The following is a 26,306-nucleotide window of genomic DNA, read 5'->3' on the forward strand; positions in this document are numbered from 1 at the left end:
AAGGGTTTGTCATTCTATGGTAATCCATAACTGCCTGTTTTCACAGGCAGGGATAACCATTCTACCAGCGATAGTGAGCGAAAGCTTTGTTCGCTTCAGCCATGCGGTGTACATCTTCACGCTTCTTCACTGCTGATCCAGTGTTGTTTGAAGCATCAAGAATTTCATTAGCAAGGCGCTCTTCCATTGTCTTTTCTCCGCGGAGTCTAGCGTAGCTTACGACCCAACGTAGAGCAAGAGTAGTACGGCGCTCAGGCTTTACTTCGATCGGCACCTGATAGTTTGCTCCCCCAACGCGGCGGGCTTTAACTTCCAATACCGGCATAACGTTTTTCATTGCTTGATCAAATACTTCCATTGGATCCTGTCCAGAACGCTCACGGATAAGGTCAAAAGCATTATACAAAATGTTTTGAGCTTTTCCTTTTTTACCTTCAAGCATAATGCGGTTTATAAGACGCGTGATTAGCTTGGATTTGTAAATTGGGTCTGGCAGTACATCCCTGCGTGGGACTGGTCCTTTACGAGGCATGTGAATTCCTCCTTTCAAAAAGAAATCATATTTTTGTTTGTATTACTTCGAACGCTTCGTACCGTATTTAGAACGGCTTTGCTTTCTGTTTTGAACTCCTGCTGTATCAAGCGCTCCACGAACAATGTGATAACGCACACCCGGAAGGTCTTTTACACGGCCTCCGCGAATAAGAACCACACTGTGCTCCTGCAGGTTGTGCCCGATACCAGGAATGTAGGCTGTTACCTCAATCTGGTTAGTCAAGCGCACACGAGCATATTTACGAAGTGCTGAGTTCGGCTTCTTTGGTGTCATTGTTCCTACACGAGTACAAACTCCACGTTTCTGGGGAGAAGACTGGTCTGTCTGGAACTTTTTATAGCTGTTAAAGCCTTTGTTCAATGCAGGAGAGTCAGACTTTCTTCCTTTAACTTGACGTCCTTTACGTACTAATTGATTAATAGTAGGCAATGTTTTTCCTCCTTTCCATAGCTTTTTTAAGACCACCGTTCCAGGTGGTTCATTTTAAAGCAAAAGGAAAGTTTTTGCCGGAAGACCAAGCCTTCCAGCAAAAACCCTATTACTTTTTTAATGTTACTACGGCTGCTCCGACATCAATGCCGCAGGCTTTTCCAAGCTGCTTCATTGATTCTACTGTTTGAACCGATACCTCTTTGCTTTCAGCATGCTGCAAAATTCGGCTTTTGATCACCGGATCAGCATCTTCTGCTAAAACAATTTCCAAAGCAATGTTCGATTCAAGAGCTTTAAGCGTCTGTTTTGTTCCTATAAGAACATCTTCCGCCTGCTTTACTTTTTCATAAGACATTTTATCCTCCAAAGCACAGGTTGCCAAGCACACTTTGATAGCATATCACCGCTAAAATGAGATGTCAACACCTATTATTCTTTAGTTAAAACCTGTTCTTTCGGTGTTTCAGCGGGTGCTGAAGCACCGGGATAGACACTCTTTAAATTACGGTAACGATGCATTCCTGTACCTGCCGGAACAAGTTTACCTATAATAACATTTTCCTTCAGGCCGAGCAGTTCATCTCTTTTTCCTTTAATCGCTGCATCAGTCAGGACTCTTGTTGTTTCCTGGAACGAAGCTGCAGAAAGGAAAGATTCTGTTTCGAGAGATGCTTTAGTAATACCGAGAATAACCGGATTACCAACTGCAGGCATTTTGTTGTCTTCAAGCACCTGTTCATTTGCATGATCAAATGCGTGAATTTCTACAAGGCTTCCTGGAAGAACAGTTGTGTCACCGGAATCAACAACACGCACTTTACGAAGCATTTGGCGGACCATTACCTCTACGTGCTTGTCTCCAATTTCTACACCCTGCATACGGTATACTTTCTGTACTTCTTTTAGAAGGTATTCCTGTACTTCCTGCAGGCCTGTTACTTTTAGAAGTTCTTTAGGGTCAATAGAACCTTCAGTCAGCGGGAAGCCGGCTATTACTTTATCTCCCAGTCCCACTTTCAAACGGGCACCGTAAGCTGTTGTATAGGTTCTTGTTTCTTTTTCGCCTTTAATCGTAACTTCTTTTTTGTCCTGAAGGTCTTTAATGTCAACTACTTCTCCAATAAGTTCAGAGATAAGAGCCTGACCTTTAGGGTTTCTTGCTTCAAATAGTTCCTGGATACGCGGAAGACCCTGCGTGATATCGTCTCCGGCTACACCACCTGTGTGGAACGTACGCATTGTAAGCTGTGTACCCGGCTCACCGATGGATTGGGCAGCAATGATTCCTACTGCTTCTCCCACTTCTACGTCTGCACCAGTAGCAAGGTTTTTACCGTAGCACTTCTTACATACCCCGTGTCTAGTATCACACGTAAAGGCAGAGCGGATCGTTACTATTTCCACACCGGATTCATCGATTGCTTTAGTAAGCTCTTCATTAATCTGCTCACCTTTTTTCACAATAACATCCTGTGTTTCCGGATGACGGACTGTTTTAAAGGCTACACGTCCAAGTACTCTATCATGAAGGTTTTCAATCAATTCATTTCCTTCGCGAAGGGCAAATACTTCAAGACCTTTATCTGTGCCGCAGTCGTCCTCACGTACGATAACATCCTGAGCCACATCCACCAGACGGCGTGTAAGGTAACCAGAGTCGGCTGTTTTAAGAGCCGTATCGGCCAGACCTTTACGGGCACCGTGTGTGGAAATAAAGTACTCAAGCACTGTCAGGCCTTCACGGAAACTGGACTTGATTGGAAGTTCAATGATACGGCCGGACGGGTTAGCCATCAAGCCACGCATACCAGCAAGCTGCGTAAAGTTTGAGGCGTTACCACGGGCACCAGAGTCACTCATCATAAAGATAGGGTTGGAGCGGTCCAATGTACCCATAAGCTTATTCTGGATAATATCTTTTGCTTCACTCCATATAGCAATAACTTTTGCATAACGCTCTTCTTCGGTAATCAAACCACGGCGGAACTGCTGCATCACACGGTCCACTTTGCTGTCCGCTTCGTCCAGAATAACCTGCTTTTCCGGAAGAACAACGATATCAGAGATACCAACAGTGATACCTGCTTTTGTAGAATAAGCAAAACCGAGGTCTTTCATACGGTCGAGCATTTTGGATGTTTCAATAATCTGGAATCTCTTAAATACTTCTGCAATGATATCTCCAAGGAATCCTTTTTTAAATGGAAGAACTAAGTCGCGCTCTTCAAAGGCCTTTTTGATATCTGTTGTTTTTGAAACAATATATTTGTTCGGCGTAGCTACTTCAAGGTTAGAAGCAGTCGGCTCATTAATATACGGGAATGACAGAGGAAGAATTTCGTTAAAAATCAGCTTACCTACTGTCGTAAGAAGAAGCTTGCTTCTCTGTTCTTCAGCAAAATTGGTTTTTGTTAATGAAGAAACAGGAAGTGCCACTCTTGTATGAAGATGGACATATCCATTCTGATACGCGGTAATAGCTTCATCGGTATCGTTGAAAATCGTGCCCTCTCCAATAGCCCCTTTTCTTTCCAGCGTAAGGTAATAGTTACCTAATACCATATCCTGGGAAGGAGTAACAACGGGCTTTCCGTCTTTTGGATTCAGAATGTTCTGGGCGGCAAGCATAAGAATTCTTGCTTCTGCCTGCGCTTCTGCTGATAAGGGTACGTGTACAGCCATCTGGTCCCCGTCAAAGTCGGCATTATATGCTGTACATACAAGCGGGTGCAGTTTGATAGCGCGTCCTTCTACAAGGATCGGTTCAAAAGCCTGAATACCAAGACGGTGAAGCGTTGGAGCACGGTTTAACAATACAGGGTGCTCGCGGATTACTTCTTCAAGAACGTCCCATACTTCAGGATGCACTCTTTCCACTTTGCGCTTGGCACTCTTAATGTTGTGAGCAAGGCCGCGGCCTACTAGCTCTTTCATAACAAATGGCTTGAAAAGCTCCAATGCCATTTCTTTAGGAAGTCCGCACTGATACATCTTCAATGCAGGCCCTACCACAATAACAGAACGTCCGGAATAGTCGACACGCTTACCAAGAAGGTTCTGACGGAAGCGTCCCTGCTTTCCTTTCAGCATGTGGGAAAGGGACTTTAATGGACGGTTACCAGGACCGGTAACCGGACGTCCACGGCGCCCGTTATCGATAAGAGCATCTACTGCTTCCTGCAGCATTCTCTTTTCGTTTTGAACGATGATGTTTGGAGCTCCTAAATCAAGCAGGCGCTTCAAACGGTTATTTCTGTTGATAACCCGGCGGTACAAGTCATTTAAATCAGATGTTGCAAAACGTCCGCCGTCTAATTGAACCATTGGACGAAGTTCTGGAGGGATAACCGGAAGTACATCCAGGATCATCCAGAACGGATCGTTTCCGGAATGACGGAATGCTTCAAGCACTTCCAGGCGCTTGATTGCACGAGTACGACGCTGGCCCTGAGCTGTTTCCAGCTCTTCTTTCAGAAGCTTTACTTCTTTATCCATATCGATATCCATCAATAGTTTGCGGATCGCTTCTGCGCCCATTTGTGCAGAGAAGCCGCGGCCGTACTTATCGTAGTAGGCACGATATTCTTTTTCAGAGAGAAGCTGCTTGTATTCAAGCGATGTTTCTCCAGGTTCTGTCACAATATAGGAAGCAAAATAAATGACTTCTTCAAGTGAACGCGGAGACATATCAAGCACAAGGCCCATACGGCTCGGAATACCTTTGAAGTACCAGATATGTGAAACAGGCGCTGCTAGTTCAATGTGGCCCATACGCTCGCGGCGAACTTTTGAACGTGTTACTTCCACTCCACAGCGGTCACAGACAACACCTTTATAACGGACACGCTTATATTTTCCACAGTGGCATTCCCAGTCTTTTTGAGGACCAAAAATACGCTCACAGAATAAGCCGTCTTTTTCTGGTTTTAACGTTCTATAGTTAATTGTTTCCGGCTTTTTTACTTCGCCGCGGGACCAGGAGCGGATCTTATTCGGTGAGGCAAGACCAATTTTCATGTACTCGAAATTATTCACATCTATCAAGAGGTAGACCTCCCTTTCGAACTATGGGATGGCGGTGCAGGCAAAAAGGCAGGAAAAAGAGCCGGGACAGACCCTTGCTCTTTTCCGTTCTCTTGACTAAAACCGTCTTTAAGCATTTTCACTGGATTCCATTTTCAAGTTCAGCTTATCTCCAGATTGTTCATCTTCATCGTCAAGATCTCTCAATTCGATCTCTTCTTCATTGCTGGAAAGCATTTTGACATCCATTCCCAGACTTTGAAGTTCTTTTATTAATACTTTAAAGGACTCAGGTACGCCCGGTTCCGGTACGTTTTCCCCTTTAACGATAGCTTCATACGTTTTTACACGTCCCACTACGTCATCTGATTTAACAGTCAGAATTTCCTGAAGCGTGTAAGCTGCACCATATGCTTCAAGTGCCCATACTTCCATCTCACCAAAACGCTGGCCGCCGAACTGCGCTTTACCGCCCAGTGGCTGCTGCGTTACAAGTGAATACGGCCCTGTAGAACGAGCGTGAAGTTTGTCATCTACCATGTGGGCAAGCTTGATCATATAGCTGACACCAACGGAGACACGATTATCAAATGGTTCACCTGTTCTGCCGTCATAGAGAACTGTTTTTCCGTCTCTTGCCATACCGGCTTCTTCAATTGTTTCCCATACGTCATCCTCGTTGGCACCATCAAATACCGGTGTTGCCACGTGCATGTTTAAAGCACGGGCCGCCATTCCCAAGTGAAGTTCAAGTACCTGTCCAATGTTCATACGGGAAGGTACACCAAGCGGGTTAAGCATAATATCTATAGGCGTTCCATCTGGAAGATACGGCATATCTTCTTCTGGAAGTATACGGGAAATAACACCTTTATTTCCGTGACGTCCGGCCATTTTATCCCCTTCGTGAATTTTCCGCTTTTGTACAATATAAGCACGTACAAGCTGATTCACACCAGGTGGCAGTTCGTCTCCGTCTTCACGGTTAAATATTTTTACATCCAGCACGATACCGTCTGCACCGTGTGGCACTCGAAGGGAAGTATCTCTCACTTCACGGGCTTTTTCCCCGAAGATAGCATGAAGAAGTCTTTCTTCTGCCGTAAGTTCTGTTACACCTTTAGGTGTTACCTTACCTACAAGAATATCTCCATCTTTCACTTCTGCACCAACACGGATAATACCGCGGTCATCAAGATTTTTAAGAGCATCTTCACTTACGTTAGGAATATCTCTGGTAATTTCTTCAGGTCCAAGCTTCGTATCCCGCGCTTCTGATTCGTACTCCTCGATGTGGACAGAAGTATAGACGTCATCTTTTACAAGGCGCTCACTCAAAATGATCGCATCCTCATAGTTGTAGCCGTCCCACGTCATAAATCCTACAAGTACGTTACGGCCAAGGGCCATTTCGCCTTTATCCATCGATGGGCCGTCAGCAAGCACTTCGCCTTTTTCAATCTCGTCGCCTTCGCTTACAATTGGGCGCTGGTTATAGCTTGTTCCCTGGTTGGAACGAATATATTTTGATAATTTATAGCGGTCAACGTCTGTTTTTACTTCTTTTCCATCTACCGTCTCTACTCTGCGCAGCTGTACTTCACGGGCAGTTACTCTTTCAACTACACCATTGGTACGGGCTACGATTGCAGCTCCGGAGTCACGGGCCGAAACATATTCCATGCCTGTTCCGACAATAGGGGCTTCCGGCTCAAGAAGCGGCACTGCCTGCCTCTGCATGTTTGCTCCCATAAGAGCACGGTTGGAGTCATCGTTTTCCAAGAAAGGAATACACGCGGTCGCAGCAGATACTACCTGCTTTGGTGAAACGTCCATGTAATCAATTTTGGCTTTAGGCACGATGGTGTTCTCTCCACGGAAGCGGGCAATAATATTATCATCAGCAAATTGTCCATCGTCGGCAAGCTTTGCATTTGCCTGTGCTACAACGTAGTTGTCTTCTTCATCCGCTGTCAGGTAATCACACTGTTCTGTCACAATGCCCGTCTCCGGATCTACGCGGCGGTAGGCCGTTTCAATAAATCCAAATTCGTTTACCCGGGCATAGCTGGATAAAGAGTTGATCAAGCCGATGTTTGGACCTTCCGGCGTTTCAATCGGACACATTCTTCCATAGTGGGAGTAATGTACGTCACGAACTTCAAAGCCGGCACGTTCCCTTGTCAGGCCGCCGGGTCCTAAGGCAGAGAGACGACGCTTATGCGTCAGTTCTGCAAGAGGGTTGGTCTGATCCATAAACTGGGAAAGCTGAGAACTTCCGAAGAACTCTTTAATGGATGCAATAACAGGACGAATGTTAATAAGGGCCTGCGGCGTAATCGCACTTGGGTCCTGAATAGACATACGTTCCCGTACTACTCTTTCCATACGGGATAAACCAATTCTGAATTGGTTTTGAAGAAGCTCCCCTACAGAACGCAGACGTCTGTTGCCTAAGTGGTCAATGTCATCTGTTCTTCCTACTCTGTGAAGCAGGTTAAAGAAGTGATTAATAGAAGCAACGATATCTTCAGGTGTAATATTTTTAATGCTTGTATCAATATTACCGTTGCTGATCACGTTAATTACCTGTTCCTGCTCCTGGTCGGTTGGAGAGTAAATTTTAATGGACTGCACATCCAGCTCTGAGTCCTCGATTACACCGCCGGCAACAGAAAATTTCTTGAAGCCGAGGCCGTTATCAAGGTAAGGAAGAATGCGGTCAAGCGTACGACGATCAAGCAGAACACCTTCTTCAGCAATAATTTCGCCGGTTTCCGGATCTGCCAGCGTTTCCGCCAGGCGCTGGTTAAATAATCTATTTTGAATGTGAAGCTTTTTATTCATTTTATAACGGCCTACATTGGCGAGGTCATAACGCTTCGGATCGAAGAAACGAGTGTTAAGCAGGCTTTTTGCACTATCAACAGTAGGCGGCTCACCAGGACGAAGACGCTCGTAAATTTCCAAAAGCGCTTTATCAATGCCATCTGTGTTGTCTTTTTCAAGCGTGTTGCGCAGGTATTCGTCTTCTCCCAGAAGATCTATAATCTCCTGGTCGGAGCCAAAACCAATCGCACGAAGAAGAACCGTGACTGGGATCTTTCTTGTACGGTCAATACGGACGTAGACAATATCTTTAGCGTCTGTTTCCAGTTCAAGCCATGCTCCGCGGTTAGGAATAACCGTTGCCGTATAGCCACGCTTTCCGTTTTTGTCTACTTTTTCGTTATAATATACGCTTGGGGAACGAACGAGCTGAGATACAATAACACGCTCTGCCCCGTTTATAATAAACGTACCAGTATCTGTCATGAGTGGGAAATCACCCATAAATACTTCTTGTTCTTTTACTTCGCCTGTTTCTTTATTCATTAAGCGAACCTTTACACGAAGCGGCGCGTTGTAAGTTACATCGCGTTCTTTCGACTCGTCTATTGAATATTTAGGTTCTCCTAAGCTGTAATCGATGAATTCTAGAATCAGATTTCCAGTGAAATCCTCAATTGGAGAGATATCCTGAAACATCTCTCTGATTCCTACATCAAGGAACCACTGATAGGAAGAAGTTTGAATCTCGATAAGGTTTGGAAGCTCCAGTACCTCATTGATTCTTGCATAGCTTCTTCTCTGGCGGTGACGTCCAAATTGAATTAATTGACCTGCCAACTGCTTCACCCCTCAAATCTCACATAATGTTCATCTGGTTGTCCAGATGATGGACCCATGTCGGTTAGCGATAAATATTATAGAAACATAGAAGACCCGTTCCCTATTCCAAGGCAAGAGGTCTTATATGGTATCACTCGTTTAAGTAATATTTGGTAGTGCACTGATGGATGGAAAGCGCCCGTGTCTATTTCCACGCATCAAAAAATAATGGTTTCTTTTGGAAAACCACTATATTAACTGGGAAACGAAGAATGCTTAACGTTTTTATTCTTTTAGGGCTCGTGTGGAAGTAAATTGAAGTTGATCTACGTTAGATCATTGTAGCATAGTATATAGATGTACGCATTAAATGATAATATCACAAATAGCAAGAGAGGTCAATATTTTTTTCCTTTGAGAACGTAATAGCCTTTAGTTTTTTTTATTAATTCTACTTCATCGTACACAGCTTCCATTTTTTCTTTTGCCGAAGGCGCCCCTTGCTTCTTTTGGATAACGACCCACATTTCACCGCCGGCCTTTAGGCGGCTGTAGCCCCCTTCGATAATCGCATGCACGATTTTCTTCCCGGCACGGATGGGAGGGTTACTTAAAATCGCAGCAAAAGTCTGAGTCTCCAGCTCTTGATACAAATCACTCTGCAGGACCTGCACATTATTTACTCTGTACTTATCCGCATTTTTGCGGGCAAGCTCCAGCGCACGCTCATTTACATCAGTCAGGTACACGTTTTGATCTGTTTCCCCGGCAAGCGTTATACCAACTACGCCGTAGCCGCATCCGATATCAAGCAGATTGCCTTCTGCTTCCGGCCATACAAAAGCATCAAGCATGGTTTTTGTGCCGAAGTCCACTTCTTTTCGGGAAAATACCCCTCGGTCGCTGATCCACTTTTTCTCTTCTCCCCGAAGGTAACTCGTAATAGTGATTTCTTCACTTTTTACCTGCGGCCGATCTTTAAAGTATTGATCACTCACTGCTGCACCCCATTTTTATCGTTTATTCTGGTTTATGACATAGCGTATAGTTTATCATAATCAATTACATGAATTTGGGCAACTAATTACCTGTTTCAGCAGAAAGTTAAAAAAGGAGCCTCCTCTGCGCTAAGCAGAGAAAACTCCTTTTATCTTTGTCTCTGGGTATTACTTAACTTCTACAGCTGCGCCAGCTTCTTCAAGCTGAGCTTTAACTGCTTCAGCGTCTTCTTTGCTTACGCCTTCTTTGATTGTTTCTGGAGCACCATCAACTAGTGCTTTAGCTTCTTTCAAGCCAAGACCAGTAAGTCCGCGGACTACTTTGATTACGTTGATTTTAGAAGCGCCTGGAGATTCAAGGATTACGTCGAATTCAGTCTGCTCTTCTTCAACTTCAGCTGCTCCGCCACCTGCTGCTACCGGTGCTGCTGCTGTTACACCAAACTCTTCTTCGATTGCTTTTACAAGGTCGTTTAGTTCTAGAACGGACATTCCTTTTACTTCTTCAATGATTGTTTCTTTACTCATTGTTAATCCTCCTTCAATATAATTTGTATTTTTGTTACGACACCTTTCGGTGATTACGATGCATTTTCTTCCTTTTGCTCTGCCACTGCTTTTGTTGCAAGAGCAAGGTTGCGGATTGGAGCCTGAAGTACGCTAAGAAGCATAGATACCATTCCATCGTAGGAAGGAAGAGAAGCCAATTGCGTAATTTCTTCAAGAGAAACAACACGGCCTTCGATAATTCCCGTTTTGATTTCCAGGGCATTATGATCTTTAGCGAAGTTGCTCAACACTTTAGCCGGTGCAATAACATCTTCTTTGCTTGTGGCAATGGCTGTAGGGCCAAGTAAATGCTCATCAAGGTCAGTAAGGTTTGTTTTTTCAGTCGCACGGCGCGTCATCGTGTTTTTGTAGACTTTGAAATCTACTCCAGCCTCACGAAGCTTTTGGCGAAGTTCAGTAACCTCCGTAACGTTTAACCCACGGTAATCGACAACGATAGTTGAAACACTGCTTTCAAGCTTTTCAGCGATTTCATTAACGACCGTTTCTTTCTTTTCAATCATTTTACTCATCTGCTACACCTCCTGCTTTTTCATCTTCGTACATGTATGACAGCCAGACTTCCTATGGAAATACCATAAGAAAAAGCCCCTTCGTCATAACACAGACTGGAGGGCTTTGTTCTCTATAATTCAATTTCGAATGAAATTGAAGAAAACACCTCGGCAGGATATTTTAAGCGAATGAATCGCTCCTGCTGTCTGCGGCATATACAGTTATATTTATAACGCTACTTAGCATAGCGGCAATAACGACGAATGTCAATCATTATCTGATGTTTTTCAATGTGCTCCTGCTGATTTTCACACCAGGTCCCATTGTAGAAGCAACAGCTACGTTCTTTACGTACGTGCCTTTAGATGCTGCCGGCTTTGCTTTGATCAACGTGTCAATAATCGTAGTCAGGTTCTCGACCAACTGCTCTGTACCAAATGATACTTTGCCGATTGGTGCGTGAATGTTACCGGATTTATCAACGCGATACTCCACTTTACCAGCTTTAATTTCTTCAATAGCTTTTGTTACGTCCATTGTTACAGTACCAGTTTTAGGGTTTGGCATAAGACCTTTTGGTCCAAGCGTACGTCCTAATTTACCAACCTGTGCCATCATGTCCGGAGTAGCAACAACTACGTCAAAATCAAACCATCCCTGCTGGATCTTAGTAACAAGATCATCTTCTCCAACGAAATCTGCTCCTGCTGCTTCAGCTTCCTGAGCTTTTTCGCCTTTTGCAAAAACAAGCACGCGCTGCGTCTTGCCCGTTCCGTGTGGAAGGACTACTGCTCCGCGGATCTGCTGATCGTTTTTACGAGGGTCTACACCAAGACGAGTAGCTAGTTCTACTGTCTCATCGAATTTTGCAATGGACGTCTTTTTCACAAGCTCGATTGCTTCCTCCGCGCTGTACTGCTGATCGCGGTCAACGAGCTTGATGGCGTCTTGATACTTTTTACCTTTTTTAGCCAATTTATTTTTCCTCCTCGATTGTGGTTTTAGCGGTTATACCTCCCACTATGAAAGGTTGCAACATTATCCGTCCCATACCGGCAACAGTGTCGCAACCTTCGCAAGGCCTATCGTCAGTTCTTAGTCTTCTACAGTAATACCCATGCTGCGAGCTGTACCCTCAATCATGAGCATCGCTGAATCTACGTCAGAAGCATTAAGATCGGGCATTTTCGTTTCTGCGATTTCACGTACTTGATCACGCTTAACCGTTGCTACTTTATTGCGATTCGGTTCACCAGAACCACTTTCGATTCCTGCTGCTTTTTTAAGCAAAATAGCAGCCGGCGGCGTTTTCGTAATAAATGTAAAGGAACGATCCTCATATACAGTGATTTCTACCGGAATAATCATTCCAGCTTCGTCCTGAGTACGAGCATTGAACTCTTTACAGAATCCCATAATATTCACACCTGCTTGACCCAATGCTGGACCTACCGGCGGAGCTGGATTTGCTTTACCAGCTGGAATTTGCAATTTAACTACTCTGTCGACTCTTTTAGCCACGCGACACACCTCCTTAGTCCGTGATGTGGTTCATCGGACATTTAAGTCCTCCCACTCATTTAAAAAACAGCTGTTTTACAGCCGATTTTAATTTAAATACTTACCAAACATTAAAATCTTACCACCTGTAGTCAATAACTGCAAGGGATGATTTTAAATCTTTTCCACTTGGTTAAACTCAAGCTCTACAGGAGTCTCTCTTCCAAACATGTTTACAAAGACTTTCACTTTGCGTTTCTCCATGTTAATGTCTTCGATGCTTCCTGTAAAGTCTGCAAACGGACCTTCTTTTACTTTTACCGTTTCTTTAAGCACAAGGTCGATTTCCGACTTCGGCTCAGCCACACCCATTTGTTTGAGAATGCGGTCTACTTCATCCGGTAAAAGCGGAGTTGGTTTTGAGCCCGCTCCGGAAGATCCGACAAATCCGGTAACGCCAGGCGTGTTTCGTACAACATACCAGGAATCGTCGGTCATAATCATCTCTACGATAACATAGCCGGGGAACACTTTTCTTGTGACAGACTTACTTTTTCCGTCTTTTATTTCTGTTTCTTCTTCAACTGGAACGAGCACTCTGAAGATTTTGTCTGTCATCTCCATTGATTCTACACGCTTTTCCAAATTGGTTTTTACTTTATTCTCGTATCCGGAATAAGTATGAACAACAAACCAGCTTTTTTCCATGTGGTCGCGGACGACCTCCTTTTCTAACAATTCATTTCACTCTTTGTAACAGGTGATTATAGGAAAATACGCACCAATTCAGACAGCCCAAGATCTATGATTGCAAAGAAGATAACAAAGAAAATAATAGTAATAATTACGACAATAGTGTACTTTGTCAGCTCTTTGCGGGTCGGCCATGTTACACGCTTCATCTCGCTGCCGACTTCTTTTAGAAATTTCACTGGGTTTTTCGTACTTTCTGCCATAGTGGCACCTCCCTGTATATTCAACCAGCATGTAAAGTATCCTGCTTGTATATGATAATTTCCATTACATTCATGTTTACGTCTGTTTTTAGTCAATAAAAAAACAACCGCTTATTTCGTCTCTCGATGAAGAGTGTGCGCATTGCAGTGTTTGCAAAACTTCTTCATCTCAATGCGGTGTGTCTGCGTTTGTTTGTTCTTTTCTGTTATGTGGTTTCTAGATAAACAAGTCGTACACGCTAAGCCTACCTTCTCCCGCATTAAGTGCCTCCTTGAATCTCTTCACGTGGATTGCATACGCTCAGTTAATTTATCATATCAGGAGGCCATTGTCAATGCAGCCTGGTACCTCCCCTCTCTTTTCCTGACATAAAAAAAGAACCGGGTCGAAGTATTTCGCGCCGGTTCTTCTTATTTTAACCAGGAGAGTCATTAAGGCTTAAATACCTGGGCGGCTTCTACCGCTTTCTTCCATCCTTTATAGAGACTGTCTCTAGTTTCTGTTGTCATTGCAGGTTTAAAGAGTTTATCCTGATTCCACTGCTCTGCAATTTCGCTCTTATCTTTCCAGAACCCGATCGCAAGTCCAGCAAGGTACGCTGCACCAAGCGCCGTTGTTTCGTTCACGCCGGGACGTTCCACCGGCACATTAAGAATATCGCTTTGAAACTGCATTAAGAATTCATTTGTTACAGCGCCTCCATCCACACGGAGTGTCCTTACTTCAATATTGGAGTCTGCTTCCATTGCGGCAAGAACATCCTTGGTCTGGTAGGCAAGCGATTCAAGCGTAGCTCGTACAAAGTGTTCTTTTTCCGTGCCTCTTGTGATGCCAAATACTGCACCGCGCATTTCACTGTCCCAATACGGGGTACCCAGACCAACAAAAGCCGGTACAACATACACGCCTTCTGTGGAATCCACCCGCTCTGCATAGCGCTCACTGGCTGCAGCGTCACTGAACATACGAAGGCCATCGCGGAGCCATTGAATAGCGGAACCTGCTACGAAAATACTTCCTTCCAGGGCATATTCGACTTTTCCATCGATTCCCCAGGCAATCGTTGTCAGCAGGCCGTGATCAGAAGACACTGCCTTTTCCCCTGTATTCATCAACATAAAGCACCCGGTGCCGTACGTGTTCTTCGCCATTCCTTTCTCAAAGCAGGCCTGTCCAAATAATGCCGCCTGCTGATCCCCGGCTACGCCGGCTATTGGAATTTCCTGGCCGAAGAAATGATAGTCGATGGTTTTGCCATACACTTCTGAAGAAGGCTTTACTTCCGGCAGCATCTGCTTAGGAATGTCCAAAATCTTCAATAGTTCATCATCCCACTGCAGATCGTAAATGTTATAAATTAATGTTCTGGACGCGTTTGTATAGTCTGTTACGTGCTCTTTGCCGCCGGTCAGCTTCCAAATGAGCCAGGTGTCCATCGTACCAAAAAGAAGGTCACCGTTTTCTGCTTTTTCTCTTGCTCCTTCTACATTATCCAAAATCCATTTGATTTTCGTACCGGAAAAATAAGCATCAATTAACAGGCCGGTTTTGTTGCGGAAGGTCTCGTTATGCCCCTGCTCTTTAAGCTCATTACATATGTCCATTGTCTGTCTGGACTGCCATACGATAGCGTGGTAAACAGGCTTGCCTGTATGCTTATCCCAGACAACGGTTGTTTCACGCTGGTTTGTAATACCAATACCGGCCACCTGCTCTGCAGAAATATCATTTTCCGAAAGGACCTGCGCCACGCAGGCAAGCACGGAGCTCCAGATTTCCTGAGCGTTATGTTCCACCCAGCCGGATTTTGGGAAATATTGTTTAAATTCACGCTGGGACGTTCCTACAATTAATCCTTTTTTATTAAATAAAATAGCCCTCGAACTCGTCGTCCCCTGATCAATTGCCATAATATACTTGTCTGCCATTTCTATGTCCCCCTCAGTTTAGTTTTGTGTTTTCGTATTGCCATGCTGAGAACGCTGAGCGCGCGCCCCAATAAAGTATACAGCTGCGAGAAAAATGATGGTGAAAATAGAATAACCTACAAACAAAGCCGTACCGGCCTCTGTAAATATTACCTGATATAAACAGGCTCCAAACATGCCTCCGGTTATTGGCCCGACAATCGGTATCCAGGCGTACTGCCAGTTCGAATCGCGCTTGCCTTCAATAGGGAGCAGAAAGTGAGCAATTCTCGGTCCAAGGTCACGCGCCGGATTAATAGCATATCCTGTCGGCCCGCCAAGTGAAATACCAATAGCTACGATCAGAAGTCCGACAATTAAAGGATTTAAACCCTCACTGAATTCATTGGCACCAATCGTTAGCAGCCCGACAATCAAGACAGCGGTTCCAATAAATTCACTAAGTACGTTGGAGAATGGGTGTGGAATAGCAGGGTCTGTAGCAAATACACCCAGTTTCACATTCGGATCATCCGTTGCTTTAAAATGCTGTAGAAAGTGAAAATAAACAACAACACCGCCTAAAAAGGCTCCTAGAAGCTGTCCGGCTACATAAGTAGCGACCATACTCCATGGAAATTCCCCAATCAGAGCGAAACTTAATGTTACGGCAGGATTTACGTGAGCATCTGTAAACTGCCCAACCGCGTACACAGCCAGCATAACCCCAAGACCCCAGCCGATAGCGACTACTATCCATCCGCCGTTCTGTGCTTTAGATTTGTTCAAGTTTACATTGGCTACTACACCACCTCCAAAAATAATTAAAATCATTGTGCCGAATGCTTCGGCGACGAATTCGAACATCGTTAGCCTCCTCGTTTATCGTACATCCATTTCCGCCTTATGTTTCTATAATTTGGAAATTGGATAGAGCAAAAAACCGCACACTCCTCTAAAGTAGGAAATGTACGGTTATCATGGACTCCATCCGCTGTTTAACTTGTAGGTTTATCTTAACAACGCAGGAAAGCGCTGTCAATGGAAATAATAATAACAGCCCATTTTCAACAAATGAGGCTTTTCATTTCAACATATTTTTCCATTTTCCGCTTCACCCGCTGAAGCGCATTGTCGATTGACTTTATATGACGGTTAAGCTCCATCGATATTTCCTGATAGGATTTTCCGTCCAGATAAAGAGCAAGCACACGTTGTTCAAAATCACTTAAAATTTCGTTAATCTTCTCTTCAATATCAGAAAATGCTTCCTGATTGATGAGTAATTCTTCAGGGTTGCTGAATTTGGACACACAAACGACGTCTAACAGCGTCCGTTCGGATTCTTCGTCGTATAATGGTTTATCAAGTGATATATACGAATTCAAAGGTCCGTGTTTCTGCCTGGTTGCTGTCTTGATGGCGGTAATAATCTGCCTTGTCACACAAAGCTCTGCAAATGCCCTGAATGAGGACAGCTTTTCACTATTGAAATCCCGGATTGCTTTGTATAAGCCAATCATGCCTTCCTGGACGATATCATCATGATCTCCACCGATAAGAAAGTAGGATTTCGACTTGGCCCGTACAAAACCTTTGTACTTATTAATAAGCAGTTCCTGGGATACAACGTCACCAATTTTTGCTTTCGCTACCAGCATCTCGTCTGCATTTGTCTCAAAATACCGATGTTTTAACTCCTTGAGGTCTGCACCCAATACAATCCCTCCGCCCTTCATAAATCAAATATGTGTAGAAAAAGCCGGCCTGCCGTACAGGACCTTTGTTTCCAATACTTGGTGTTTAGCGAAGTGATACAAAAGGAGCTTAAAAAAAGTAATTTTTTCCTTTTTTAAGCTTGTAACTTATGACATAAAAGACAATTGAAATTCTCTAAATAATTGCACTTATCAAAATTTAATATAAATCCAGTATATAGTAATGTTCACAAAAGCGTCAATACTTCATCTGTCTCCACGCCGCCATTTATCAAAAATTTTTGTCAATTCATCTGACAAAGGCAGTTCCGACCGCTTATTTTCTTCTCGTTGTTCCCGTACCCGTTTGGCAATTCCTTCTTTTACGACCTGCATTTCCAGGCGCAGTTCCCTGGATGACTTGCGGAGGGCTCCGCTTCCAAATATGTGGGACTGCTCGGCATAATCGGAAGTAGCCACATGTACTCTTGTTTCCACATTTTTTAGTTCGCTGACGAGACGTTCAATTCGTTCGTCAGCGGTTTCTTTTTCTTTTGTATAAATAATATCAAGAAGAAAGTCATGATATTTCTTTCCCAGTCCCGGTACCATATGCGCGTCAAAGATTACTTTAACCGTCCAGCCTTTAAATGCCTGATATTCCGCCATGTCCTGAATCAGCTTATCTCTGGCTCCTGCCAGATCATATTCTTTCAGTTCTTTGAGTTCCGGCCAATCTCCGATAACGTTATAGCCGTCCACTAACAGAATATCTTTCATCGGGCAGAGCTGCCTTTAGGATAGCGGCTTCGGTACACTTCATAAATAAGAAGACTGGCTGCCACGGAGGCATTCAAGGAGGTAACATGCCCTTTCATAGGGATTTCCACTAAGAAATCACACGTTTCTTTTACGAGCCTGCTGATCCCTTTTCCTTCACTGCCGATCACAAGAGCAAGCGGCATATCTGCCTGCATCTGCCGGTAATCTTCTTTTGCTGAAGCATCGGTCCCTGCTATCCATACACCTCTGTCTTTTAAGTCCTTCATCGTTCGAACCAGATTGGTTACTCTCGCTACGGGGATATGTTCAATCGCGCCGGTTGATGTTTTCGCTACCGTCTGCGTGAGGCTGACCGACCGTCTTTTTGGAATAATCACCCCGTGCACGCCGGCAGCATCCGCTGTCCTCAGAATAGACCCTAAGTTATGTGGGTCTTCGATCTCATCAAGGATAAGAAAAAACGGATCTTCTCCGGCTTTATCTGCTTTTGCAAACAAATCTTCCATTTCTGCATAGCTGTAGGCCGCTACGGAGGCCACTATTCCCTGATGCTTTTGATTTCCACTGAGATCATCCAGCTTTTTTCTTGGGGCACTTTGCACGAGCACGCCTTTTTCTTTTGCCGCTTCCTGTACAGCAAGGGTCTGGGCTTTTCCCGTCCCTTCGGCCAGCCATATTTTATTAATATCCCTGCCGGCTTTTAAAGCTTCCAGCACTGCATTTTTTCCGGAAATCCACTCTTCCATTATTTATCCGCCTCTCCACCTGCTGTTGACATTTCAATAGCAAATGCAATAATTTCTTCCATTCGTTCTGTTTGATTCTGAAAATACAAATAGCCGAGAAGCGCCTCAAATGCCGTACTCTTTTTGTAGATAGAGACGTCAACATTTTTAGGAACACTTCCCGATTTGGCGTTTCTCCCTCTTTTTGAAATCCGGTCTTCTTCCTCACTCAGCTGTTCGTTGTCCCACAGTTCCTGGATTACTTTTGCCTGGGAGTTGGCTGAGACGTAGGAAACTGCCTGAGAATGAAGACGGTGCGGCCGCACTTTCCCCTCGGCAATTAAATACTGACGAATGTACAAATCCAGAACAGCATCGCCCATATAAGCAAGAGCGAGGGCATTGAGCTGCTTTGCATCTATTTTTTTGCGTAACGTTTCCAGCATAGCCCTACTCCCTTTTCCAACGGATACCCTGAGGTGTGTCTTCCAGTATAATCCCCATGTTTTTCAACTGATCCCGTATCTCATCCGCTCTTGCGAAATCTTTGGATTTTCTGGCTGTTGTTCTTTCCTCTATTAATTGTTCAATATCTTCATCCAACAGCTGCTCTTCAGCTTCCATCGGCACGCTCAGGATCTTTCCTAATTCAGTAATGGTGGAAATAAACGTTTCAAGAGCCAGCTTGGAAGAATGCGGTTCCTGCAGATACTGATTAGCCGCTTTCGCCAAGTCAAAAAGAACGCTCACTGCATTGGCTGTGTTAAAATCATCATCCATCTCTTTAAGAAAAGCCTGCTTCTTTTCTGCAGCCAGCGCAAGCCACGGCTTTGCTTCTCCCAGATCCGCGCTCTCTTTCATCCGGTGCTTTAAGTTGCGCACCGTAGTCTGAATCCGCTCCAATCCGCTTTTTGCACTTTCCAGCAGCGATTCACTGAAATTAAGCGGGCTCCGGTAATGAGACTGCAGAATAAAAAAGCGGATCACTTCCGGCTTGTGGTGCTTAACTAAGTCATGAACCAGAATGAAGTTGCCCAGGGACTTGGACATTTTTTCGTTGTCAATCTGAATATAGCCGTTGTGCATCCAGTAGTTGGCCATCTTTTTTTCATTCAATGCCTCCGACTGTGCCAGTTCATTTTCATGGTGGGGGAAAGAAAGATCCTGGCCTCCGGCATGAATATCAATCGTATCCCCGAGGTATTTCTTTACCATGGCAGAACACTCAATATGCCAGCCGGGACGTCCTTCTCCCCATGGGCTTTTCCAGGAAATCTCATCAGGCTTTGCCGCTTTCCACAGCGCAAAATCCAGTGGATCTTTCTTTTTATCGCCTACTTCAATACGGGCTCCCGCCTGCAGGTCTTCAATCGACTGGGTCGAAAGCTGGCCGTAATTCTTAAAGGAACGTGTATGAAAGTATACATCTCCCTGCGATTCGTAGGCATAGCCTTTTTCAATCAGCAAGGCAATAAACGTAATGATTTCGGGCATTGTGTCCATCACTCTCGGATGAAGATCTGCCTTTTTCACCCCTAATGCTGCGGTATCTTCATGATACGCTTCAATAAATTTCTCTGCCAGCGCCGGAACCTCTTCTCCCAGCTCTTTAGCTGCCCGAATAATTTTGTCATCTACATCCGTAAAATTAGACATATACTGGACTTCGTAGCCGGAATACGTTAAATACTGACGGATCATATCAAACACAATAGCCGGCCGGGCATTGCCTATATGAATATAGTTGTATACAGTAGGGCCGCATACATACATTTTGACTGTGTTCCCCTCGAGCGGAACAAATTTTTCTTTTTTTCGTGACAGCGTATTATATAAATGGATTGCCATTATCTTTCTCTCCCCTGTGATGAACGGACCGTTTCCGTCTGCGTATATGCTTCTAGTTCTTTTTTCAGCTGTGTCAGTTCCTGTTCCAATTCTTTAAATCGGTCAGCCACCGGGTCCGGAAGGTTACTATGATCAAGTCCATCCTGCTCTACTTTAATTCCATTTTGTACGACGACCCGACCGGGTATTCCTACTACGGTGGAATTGGCCGGCACTTCTTTTAAGACAACGGACCCTGCACCGATACGGGAATGCTGGCCAATGGTCATAGAACCGAGAATTTTTGCTCCAGTGGCGATTAACACATGATCTTCAATGGTGGGATGTCGTTTTCCTTTTTCTTTTCCCGTTCCACCGAGTGTCACTCCCTGATAAATTGTCACATTGTCCCCGATTTCGCATGTTTCACCTATCACTACACCCATTCCGTGGTCAATAAATAAACGCTGACCGATAACTGCCCCCGGATGGATTTCAATTCCTGTAATAAAACGGCTGAACTGGGAAAGCAGCCGGGCGAGAAAATACAGCTTGCGCTTCCACATCCAATGAGCGATTCGGTGAAACCAAATAGCATGGACGCCGGAATACGTCAGCACTACTTCAATTCTGCCTCTTGCAGCCGGGTCTTGATCGAACACAACATCAATATCATTTTTAAACGTTCTCCACATACTAATCTGTCTCCCTTCCTCTTGCGCTGCACCACTAATGAAAAAGAGCGTCTCTGTGCCCTCGGCACAGAGACGCTCTCGCGTGGTTCCACTCTGTTTTAAGAGCACTGTTTTCGGCTCTTCTTCATGATGTCATAACGGCATCGCTGCCGCTTCTGCCTACTTTATTCAACAGAAGGCTCCGGGAGGCATGTTCAGAAACTTTTTCCAAAACCACTCTCAGCCTGTGTGGTTTTCTCTGTATAGAAAAGCGTTTCATACTTTTTCCCATCTATNTTATTCAACAGAAGGCTCCGGGAGGCATGTTCAGAAACTTTTTCCAAAACCACTCTCAGCCTGTGTGGTTTTCTCTGTATAGAAAAGCGTTTCATACTTTTTCCCATCTATGCTCTACTTATAAAATTACGATACGTGAACCGCCTGTTCCAGGCGTTTCTGCACGGTTTCTTTTCCGAGCAGTGCAATAGTATTCGGCAGATCCGGTCCGTGGGCCTGGCCTGTGACTGCTATGCGTATCGGCATAAATAAATTTTTACCTTTTTGGCCTGTTGCTTTCTGCGTTGCTTTGATAGCAGTTTTGATTTCCTGCGGCTCAAATGTGTCCAGCGCCTCAAGTTCTTCAGAGAACTGCTTCAGCACTTCCGGCACCGCTTCTCCACTAAGCACTGTCTGTGCTTCTTCATTATACGAAATTTCTTCTTTAAAAAACAAGTCCGTCAGCTCAACCAGTTCTGCTGCGTAATGCATCTGCTCCTGATATAAAGCAACGAGCTGCGTAATCCATTCGTATTCTTCTTTTGAAGGATTTTCCGATACCCGGCCCGCTTTTTGCAGATGAGGGAGGGCCAGAACAGTCAGCCGATCTACGTCGGCTTTCTTCACGTACTGATTGTTCATCCATGCCAGCTTATCTTTATCAAAAACGGCAGGCGCCTTGGAAACACGGTCGAGCGTGAACTGCTTCTCAAGTTCCTTCAGGTCAAACAATTCTTCTTCTCCTACCGGCGACCAGCCAAGAAGCGCGAGGAAGTTTACCAGTGCTTCCGGGAGGTATCCCAGATCTTTGTACTGCTCGACAAACTGAATGATTGATTCATCCCGCTTGCTCATTTTCTGGCGGTCCGGATTTAAGATTAAAGACGCGTGAGCAAACGTCGGCTTTTCCCAGCCGAAAGCTTCAAATAATAATGCCTGGCGCGGAGCATTGGATAAGTGCTCTTCTCCCCGGATCACATGGCTGATTTCCATTAAATAGTCATCAATGACTACAGCAAAGTTGTAGGTGGGAATTCTGTCCCGTCTGGCTATAACAAAATCACCGATACCATCCGTTTCAAATGTTACATTTCCCCGTACGGCATCTTCTACTACTACGTTTCGTCCCTGCGGTACTTTAAAACGGACAACCGGCTTTAAGCCCTGGTCCTCATAAGCTTTCTGCTGTTCCGGTGTCAAGTCGCGGTCGCGTCCGCTGTATTTAGGAGCTTCTCCTTTAGCCAGCTGGGCTTCTCTTTCTTTTTCCAGATCTGCTTCTGTCATATAGTCATAGTATGCTTTTCCTTCGTCAAGCAGCTGCTGAAGGTGCTTCTCATACGTATCCAAACGTTCCATGGAGCGGTAGGGCTCGTGCGGGCCGCCGATATCCATACTTTCATCCCACTCGATGCCGAGCCATTTCATGCTCTCCATTAACTTTTCCGTAGCATCTTCTACATTGCGGGCCTGGTCGGTATCTTCAATCCGAATAACAAACTTCCCGCCCTGGCTTTTTGCATATAGATAATTAAATAAAGCCGAACGTGCTCCGCCGATATGAAGATGTCCTGTAGGGCTTGGTGCAAATCTTACTCTTACTTCCCTGCTCATGCCATGATCCCCTCTCTTATTACGCTTGTTCTTTTAACAACACTACCGCATGGGCTGCAATGCCTTCTTCTCTGCCTGTAAATCCAAGCTTTTCCGTTGTAGTTGCTTTCACATTCACCTGGGACACGTCTGCTTTTGTAATTTGGGCAATCCGTTCCCGCATGCTTTGAATATGAGGAGCCATTTTAGGTTTTTCAGCTAATATCGTGCCATCTATGTTTCCAATCTGATACCCGCGCTCTGTGACGGTTTCCATCACTTTTTCAAGCAGTACGGCAGAATCAGCATCTTTAAACGCCTGATCGGTGTCGGGAAAGTGTTTACCAATATCTCCTTCTCCAATCGCGCCCAATATAGCATCCGTTACCGCATGAAGCAGCACGTCCGCGTCGGAGTGCCCGATCAGCCCTTTGCTGTGCGGAACGGTTACGCCCCCTATAATAAGTGGACGAGACGCATCCAGCTGGTGTACATCAAATCCGTGTCCAATTCTCATGTATTATTCCCCTCGTCTTTTCTGTAAAATGCCGATGGCCGTGATCATATCTTCTGGTGTCGTGAGCTTGATATTATCATAGCCCCCTTCCACGATATGAACCGGATGCCCCATTTTTTCTACGAGGCTGGTGTCGTCGGTGCCAACAATCTTCTGCTCCTCTGCTCTCCGGTAGGCTTCCAGTACGATAGGAAGGTGAAAAGCCTGTGGCGTCTGGACAGCCCAGAGGCTGCTGCGGTCAATCGTTTCAATGACCAGGCCGTTCGCTGCACGCTTGACCGTATCTTTCATGCGTACACCTAAAACGGCAGCACCGGTTTCCGAAGCTTTTTGGACAAGGTCTTTCAGGCGGGAAGCCTCAATGAACGGACGGGCCCCGTCATGGACGAGAACAATGCCTTCATCTTTTAACACTTTGAGTCCTTCGTAGACGCTGTCCTGTCTTTCTTTTCCCCCTGCAATCACATCGGTAACTTTTTTTATGTTCCATTTTTCAAATAACACGCGCATATCAGTAATTTCTGATGGATTAGCTACAACAATTATTCTGACACAGTTCGGATCCTTTTCAAAAACAGAAACCGTGTGAATAATAAGAGGTCGGTCCTCCAGCATCAAAAATTGCTTATTATGGCCTGCTCCCATTCGTTTTCCTTGTCCCGCTGCCGGAATTACTACCGCATACTTCATAAAACCTCTCCAATTACATGCTTTTATCATTACGTAAAGTCCCATATTATAATACACTTGTTAGCGGCAGGAAAGCAATGGTGTATCTGCTCCGTCCTCTATGCTCTCTGCCCAAACGGAGTGTATGTTTATCTGCCTGCATAAAAAAATCCTGCCCGGCGGCCGCAGCGGCTGCATGGCAGGAAAGGGCGTTATAACGCTTTTTCTATTAATTTAGGTTTTGCAAAAATCATCCGGCCGGCACTCGTTTGAAGCACGCTGGTTACGAGCACCTGCAGCGTTTTTCCAATATAGTCCCGCCCGCCTTCGACGACAATCATCGTTCCATCGTCTAAATAGGCCACGCCTTGATTATGTTCTTTTCCATCTTTAATCACCTGCACAGCTAATTCCTCGCCCGGCAGAAGCACCGGTTTTACAGCGTTGGCCAAATCATTAATATTGAGCACCGCCACGCCCTGCAGATCGCAGACTTTATTTAAATTAAAATCATTTGTCACAACGATGCCTTCTCTTACTTTAGCCAGCTTCACGAGCTTGCTGTCGACTTCCTGTATGTCCTCGAAGTCTCCTTCGAAAATTTCCACTTCATTATCAAGCTCTTTTTGGATGCGGTTTAAAATATCAAGACCGCGTCTTCCGCGATTACGCTTTAACACGTCCGAAGAATCGGCAATATGCTGCAGCTCTTCGAGCACAAATTCCGGAATAACCATTTTCCCTTCAATAAATCCGGTCTGGCAGATATCAGCAATTCGTCCATCAATAATAACGCTTGTGTCGAGAATTTTGTCTTTGCTTCCCCAGCCAGCAGCAACTTCCGGTTTTTCTTTATCCTTCTCTGCGTTACGGGTGGAAGTAAAAAGACCCATCAGCTCATCTTTTTTCTTAAATCCAAGCTGAAAGCCGAAATACCCGAGAAAAAAGCTGATAAATCCAGGCAGTACCGAATTTACTACAGGAATCTGAAGGGTGTTTAGCTGAATCGTAACCAAAAACGCAATAAATAAGCCAAAAACCAGCCCAAGTGTTCCAAATAAAACATCTGTAATAGGCGCACGTAAGATAGCTTCTTCCAACCGCTTCATCCATTTTACAATGTAGTCCGCAAGCCAAAAAGTAGCTCCAAAGAAAATAACCGCCCCTACTATACCACCAATATACGGGCTGGCCAGCCACGTAGGAATCGATGTAAGATTAAATAAAAATATAATATCAGGAATAAAAATAAATCCCAGCGTAGCCCCAGCCAAAATCAAAAAAAGCTGTACAATAAGTCGTAACACCGTGCCATCCACCTCCTTATTAGAATAAATACCCTAATTTCTTTGTTTTACTACTAGTTTATACATGCCTTTCTAAAAATAACTGTTCCTGGATCTGCTGCAGGCCCTCTTTAATCTTCTTCGCCCTGGCACTTCCAATTCCTTCAATTTCGTCCAGTTCCTCAATGGTTGATTCGGTAATCAGCGAGAGGCTTCCATATCCCTGCACGACATTTTCAATAATATATGGAGGAAGGCGCTTAATTTTATTTAAAATGCGATAGCCGCGCGGGGATATCGACTGATCTTGTATAGTAGCTGCCTCTGGGTGTCCTAGTACTCTCATTATTACGTTATCGTTGAGCAGTTCGTTTCGGTTCAATTTGGAAAGTCCTTTTAATACCGCTTCCGGACTGGTATGGGGATCTCTAACATAATCTTTGATAAGGTCATTTGTTTCCTGTTCCATACCGGCCAGCAGTTCATCAAGCTGCATTGTAATCAGACGACCTTCCGTACCTAGTTCGAGCACATAATTAAGAATTTCCTCTTTAATGCGCAACACAAGTTCTGCACGGTGGAGCACCTGGGCGATATCCTGAAACGAAACAGTTTCTTCAAATTCCAGTGCCCCGAGATTAATGATGCTTTGATCCAAAGCCGATTTGTATTTATCAAGGGTTTGAATGCCCTGGTTGGCTTTTGTTAAAATCATTTCCATTTCGCGCAGGGAATAGCGGTGTTCCCCTTTATAAAGAGTAATAACCCTTCGTCTCTGCGATACGGAAACGACCAGGCTGCCGGTCTGCTTTGCCACACGCTGGGCTGTCCGGTGGCGGATACCGGTTTCACTCGAAGGGATATCATTATTGGGAACAAGCTGAGTATTGGCATATAAAATTTTAGCACCGTCCGCTGTTAAAATAATCGCGCCGTCCATTTTGGAAAGCTCATATAAATACGCAGGGGAAAACGCGCAGTTAATGTAAAAGCCGCCATCTACCATTTCTTTCAGCTGATCTGTATATCCTAAAACTATAAGCCCTCCTGTGTTGGCTCTAAGCACATTGTCTATACCACGCCTTAATTCAGTCCCTGGAGCAATATAGCGCAGCACCTCTCTCATAAATGTATGACGGCTTTCTTCCATTTCTATGACCTCCATGATCTGTT

General features: G+C 44.7%; 26 protein-coding genes and 2 other annotated features. All 26 genes read right to left on the reverse strand.

What is annotated here, in order from left to right; genetic code table 11:
- Positions 1-61 precede the first annotated feature (61 nt).
- A complete protein-coding gene (gene rpsG / locus AC5W2J_RS16735) occupies positions 62-532 on the reverse strand; it encodes a 30S ribosomal protein S7 (protein WP_120194581.1) in 471 nt (156 codons plus the stop codon).
- A gap of 42 nt (positions 533-574) precedes the next feature.
- Positions 575-985 (reverse strand): 30S ribosomal protein S12, encoded by a 411-nt coding sequence (rpsL, locus tag AC5W2J_RS16740; RefSeq protein ID WP_120194580.1) that lies wholly within the window; start codon positions 983-985, stop codon positions 575-577.
- 109 nt (positions 986-1,094) lie between these two features.
- Positions 1,095-1,343 (reverse strand): 50S ribosomal protein L7ae-like protein, encoded by a 249-nt coding sequence (locus AC5W2J_RS16745; protein WP_496060604.1) that lies wholly within the window; start codon positions 1,341-1,343, stop codon positions 1,095-1,097.
- 74 nt (positions 1,344-1,417) lie between these two features.
- On the reverse strand, positions 1,418-5,032 hold the full coding sequence (rpoC, locus tag AC5W2J_RS16750) for a DNA-directed RNA polymerase subunit beta' (protein ID WP_496060605.1): 3,615 nt from the start codon (positions 5,030-5,032) through the stop codon (positions 1,418-1,420).
- A gap of 108 nt (positions 5,033-5,140) precedes the next feature.
- Positions 5,141-8,680 carry a DNA-directed RNA polymerase subunit beta gene (gene rpoB / locus AC5W2J_RS16755; protein ID WP_496060606.1) on the reverse strand — a complete coding sequence of 1,180 codons (3,540 nt, stop codon included), beginning with the start codon at positions 8,678-8,680 and terminating at the stop codon, positions 5,141-5,143.
- A 380-nt stretch (positions 8,681-9,060) separates the two neighbouring features.
- Positions 9,061-9,660: a class I SAM-dependent methyltransferase gene (locus AC5W2J_RS16760; RefSeq protein WP_496060607.1), complete on the reverse strand. Its 600-nt coding sequence runs from the start codon at positions 9,658-9,660 to the stop codon at positions 9,061-9,063.
- A 168-nt stretch (positions 9,661-9,828) separates the two neighbouring features.
- The gene (gene rplL / locus AC5W2J_RS16765) at positions 9,829-10,188 is read right to left on the reverse strand and encodes a 50S ribosomal protein L7/L12 (RefSeq protein WP_496060608.1); all 360 of its coding nucleotides are present in this window, start codon (positions 10,186-10,188) and stop codon (positions 9,829-9,831) included.
- Positions 10,189-10,241: 53 nt separating this feature from the next.
- The gene (gene rplJ, locus AC5W2J_RS16770; RefSeq protein ID WP_496060609.1) at positions 10,242-10,742 is read right to left on the reverse strand and encodes a 50S ribosomal protein L10; all 501 of its coding nucleotides are present in this window, start codon (positions 10,740-10,742) and stop codon (positions 10,242-10,244) included.
- Between the two features lie 60 nt (positions 10,743-10,802).
- Positions 10,803-10,955 (reverse strand) — a sequence feature (ribosomal protein L10 leader region).
- Between the two features lie 43 nt (positions 10,956-10,998).
- Positions 10,999-11,700 carry a 50S ribosomal protein L1 gene (gene rplA, locus AC5W2J_RS16775; protein WP_496060610.1) on the reverse strand — a complete coding sequence of 234 codons (702 nt, stop codon included), beginning with the start codon at positions 11,698-11,700 and terminating at the stop codon, positions 10,999-11,001.
- Positions 11,701-11,820: 120 nt separating this feature from the next.
- Complete coding sequence (rplK, locus tag AC5W2J_RS16780) at positions 11,821-12,246, reverse strand: 50S ribosomal protein L11 (protein ID WP_147419369.1); 426 nt, start codon at positions 12,244-12,246, stop codon at positions 11,821-11,823.
- Between the two features lie 153 nt (positions 12,247-12,399).
- The gene (gene nusG, locus AC5W2J_RS16785) at positions 12,400-12,933 is read right to left on the reverse strand and encodes a transcription termination/antitermination protein NusG (RefSeq protein WP_120194571.1); all 534 of its coding nucleotides are present in this window, start codon (positions 12,931-12,933) and stop codon (positions 12,400-12,402) included.
- A gap of 56 nt (positions 12,934-12,989) precedes the next feature.
- On the reverse strand, positions 12,990-13,181 hold the full coding sequence (gene secE, locus AC5W2J_RS16790; protein ID WP_496060611.1) for a preprotein translocase subunit SecE: 192 nt from the start codon (positions 13,179-13,181) through the stop codon (positions 12,990-12,992).
- A 111-nt stretch (positions 13,182-13,292) separates the two neighbouring features.
- Positions 13,293-13,442 (reverse strand): 50S ribosomal protein L33, encoded by a 150-nt coding sequence (rpmG, locus tag AC5W2J_RS16795; RefSeq protein ID WP_120194569.1) that lies wholly within the window; start codon positions 13,440-13,442, stop codon positions 13,293-13,295.
- Positions 13,443-13,613: 171 nt separating this feature from the next.
- On the reverse strand, positions 13,614-15,110 hold the full coding sequence (gene glpK, locus AC5W2J_RS16800) for a glycerol kinase GlpK (RefSeq protein ID WP_496060612.1): 1,497 nt from the start codon (positions 15,108-15,110) through the stop codon (positions 13,614-13,616).
- A gap of 18 nt (positions 15,111-15,128) precedes the next feature.
- Positions 15,129-15,956, reverse strand: a complete 828-nt coding sequence (locus tag AC5W2J_RS16805) for an MIP/aquaporin family protein (protein ID WP_496060613.1) — start codon at positions 15,954-15,956, stop codon at positions 15,129-15,131.
- Between the two features lie 200 nt (positions 15,957-16,156).
- On the reverse strand, positions 16,157-16,828 hold the full coding sequence (gene sigH / locus AC5W2J_RS16810; RefSeq protein WP_496060614.1) for an RNA polymerase sporulation sigma factor SigH: 672 nt from the start codon (positions 16,826-16,828) through the stop codon (positions 16,157-16,159).
- Positions 16,829-17,053: 225 nt separating this feature from the next.
- Complete coding sequence (locus AC5W2J_RS16815; protein WP_496060615.1) at positions 17,054-17,566, reverse strand: NYN domain-containing protein; 513 nt, start codon at positions 17,564-17,566, stop codon at positions 17,054-17,056.
- Complete coding sequence (gene rlmB / locus AC5W2J_RS16820; protein WP_496060616.1) at positions 17,563-18,315, reverse strand: 23S rRNA (guanosine(2251)-2'-O)-methyltransferase RlmB; 753 nt, start codon at positions 18,313-18,315, stop codon at positions 17,563-17,565. Before rlmB ends, AC5W2J_RS16815 begins: the two co-directional genes overlap by 4 nt.
- Positions 18,315-18,740 (reverse strand): Mini-ribonuclease 3, encoded by a 426-nt coding sequence (locus AC5W2J_RS16825; RefSeq protein ID WP_496060617.1) that lies wholly within the window; start codon positions 18,738-18,740, stop codon positions 18,315-18,317. The genes rlmB and AC5W2J_RS16825 overlap by 1 nt, the downstream gene beginning before the upstream one ends.
- Before the next feature lie 4 nt (positions 18,741-18,744).
- Positions 18,745-20,142, reverse strand: coding sequence for a cysteine--tRNA ligase (gene cysS, locus AC5W2J_RS16830; protein ID WP_496060618.1), 1,398 nt, complete (start codon positions 20,140-20,142; stop codon positions 18,745-18,747).
- Entirely contained in the window at positions 20,142-20,816 is a 675-nt protein-coding gene (cysE, locus tag AC5W2J_RS16835) for a serine O-acetyltransferase (protein WP_496060619.1), read from the reverse strand. The genes cysS and cysE overlap by 1 nt, the downstream gene beginning before the upstream one ends.
- Before the next feature lie 65 nt (positions 20,817-20,881).
- Positions 20,882-21,099 (reverse strand) — a binding site (T-box leader).
- A 119-nt stretch (positions 21,100-21,218) separates the two neighbouring features.
- Positions 21,219-22,682 (reverse strand): glutamate--tRNA ligase, encoded by a 1,464-nt coding sequence (gene gltX, locus AC5W2J_RS16840; protein WP_496060620.1) that lies wholly within the window; start codon positions 22,680-22,682, stop codon positions 21,219-21,221.
- Positions 22,683-22,701: 19 nt separating this feature from the next.
- The gene (ispF, locus tag AC5W2J_RS16845; RefSeq protein WP_496060621.1) at positions 22,702-23,178 is read right to left on the reverse strand and encodes a 2-C-methyl-D-erythritol 2,4-cyclodiphosphate synthase; all 477 of its coding nucleotides are present in this window, start codon (positions 23,176-23,178) and stop codon (positions 22,702-22,704) included.
- Between the two features lie 3 nt (positions 23,179-23,181).
- Complete coding sequence (gene ispD, locus AC5W2J_RS16850) at positions 23,182-23,868, reverse strand: 2-C-methyl-D-erythritol 4-phosphate cytidylyltransferase (protein ID WP_496060622.1); 687 nt, start codon at positions 23,866-23,868, stop codon at positions 23,182-23,184.
- 191 nt (positions 23,869-24,059) lie between these two features.
- Positions 24,060-25,154 carry a PIN/TRAM domain-containing protein gene (locus AC5W2J_RS16855; protein ID WP_496060623.1) on the reverse strand — a complete coding sequence of 365 codons (1,095 nt, stop codon included), beginning with the start codon at positions 25,152-25,154 and terminating at the stop codon, positions 24,060-24,062.
- Positions 25,155-25,212: 58 nt separating this feature from the next.
- Entirely contained in the window at positions 25,213-26,298 is a 1,086-nt protein-coding gene (gene disA, locus AC5W2J_RS16860) for a DNA integrity scanning diadenylate cyclase DisA (protein WP_496060624.1), read from the reverse strand.
- Positions 26,299-26,306: the final 8 nt, after the last annotated feature.

The organism is Sinobaca sp. SA16-1, from assembly GCF_059510515.1.

Coding starts and splice junctions, on each gene's coding strand:
- rpsG (WP_120194581.1), bottom strand. CDS start 532: ATGCCTCGTAAAGGACCAGTCCCACGCAGGGATGTACTGCCAGACCCA.
- AC5W2J_RS16745 (WP_496060604.1), bottom strand. CDS start 1,343: ATGTCTTATGAAAAAGTAAAGCAGGCGGAAGATGTTCTTATAGGAACA.
- rplL (WP_496060608.1), bottom strand. CDS start 10,188: ATGAGTAAAGAAACAATCATTGAAGAAGTAAAAGGAATGTCCGTTCTA.
- rplJ (WP_496060609.1), bottom strand. CDS start 10,742: ATGAGTAAAATGATTGAAAAGAAAGAAACGGTCGTTAATGAAATCGCT.
- nusG (WP_120194571.1), bottom strand. CDS start 12,933: ATGGAAAAAAGCTGGTTTGTTGTTCATACTTATTCCGGATACGAGAAT.
- secE (WP_496060611.1), bottom strand. CDS start 13,181: ATGGCAGAAAGTACGAAAAACCCAGTGAAATTTCTAAAAGAAGTCGGC.
- rpmG (WP_120194569.1), bottom strand. CDS start 13,442: ATGCGGGAGAAGGTAGGCTTAGCGTGTACGACTTGTTTATCTAGAAAC.
- glpK (WP_496060612.1), bottom strand. CDS start 15,110: ATGGCAGACAAGTATATTATGGCAATTGATCAGGGGACGACGAGTTCG.
- AC5W2J_RS16805 (WP_496060613.1), bottom strand. CDS start 15,956: ATGTTCGAATTCGTCGCCGAAGCATTCGGCACAATGATTTTAATTATT.
- sigH (WP_496060614.1), bottom strand. CDS start 16,828: ATGAAGGGCGGAGGGATTGTATTGGGTGCAGACCTCAAGGAGTTAAAA.
- AC5W2J_RS16815 (WP_496060615.1), bottom strand. CDS start 17,566: ATGAAAGATATTCTGTTAGTGGACGGCTATAACGTTATCGGAGATTGG.
- rlmB (WP_496060616.1), bottom strand. CDS start 18,315: ATGGAAGAGTGGATTTCCGGAAAAAATGCAGTGCTGGAAGCTTTAAAA.
- AC5W2J_RS16825 (WP_496060617.1), bottom strand. CDS start 18,740: ATGCTGGAAACGTTACGCAAAAAAATAGATGCAAAGCAGCTCAATGCC.
- cysS (WP_496060618.1), bottom strand. CDS start 20,142: ATGGCAATCCATTTATATAATACGCTGTCACGAAAAAAAGAAAAATTT.
- cysE (WP_496060619.1), bottom strand. CDS start 20,816: ATGTGGAGAACGTTTAAAAATGATATTGATGTTGTGTTCGATCAAGAC.
- gltX (WP_496060620.1), bottom strand. CDS start 22,682: ATGAGCAGGGAAGTAAGAGTAAGATTTGCACCAAGCCCTACAGGACAT.
- ispF (WP_496060621.1), bottom strand. CDS start 23,178: ATGAGAATTGGACACGGATTTGATGTACACCAGCTGGATGCGTCTCGT.
- ispD (WP_496060622.1), bottom strand. CDS start 23,868: ATGAAGTATGCGGTAGTAATTCCGGCAGCGGGACAAGGAAAACGAATG.
- disA (WP_496060624.1), bottom strand. CDS start 26,298: ATGGAGGTCATAGAAATGGAAGAAAGCCGTCATACATTTATGAGAGAG.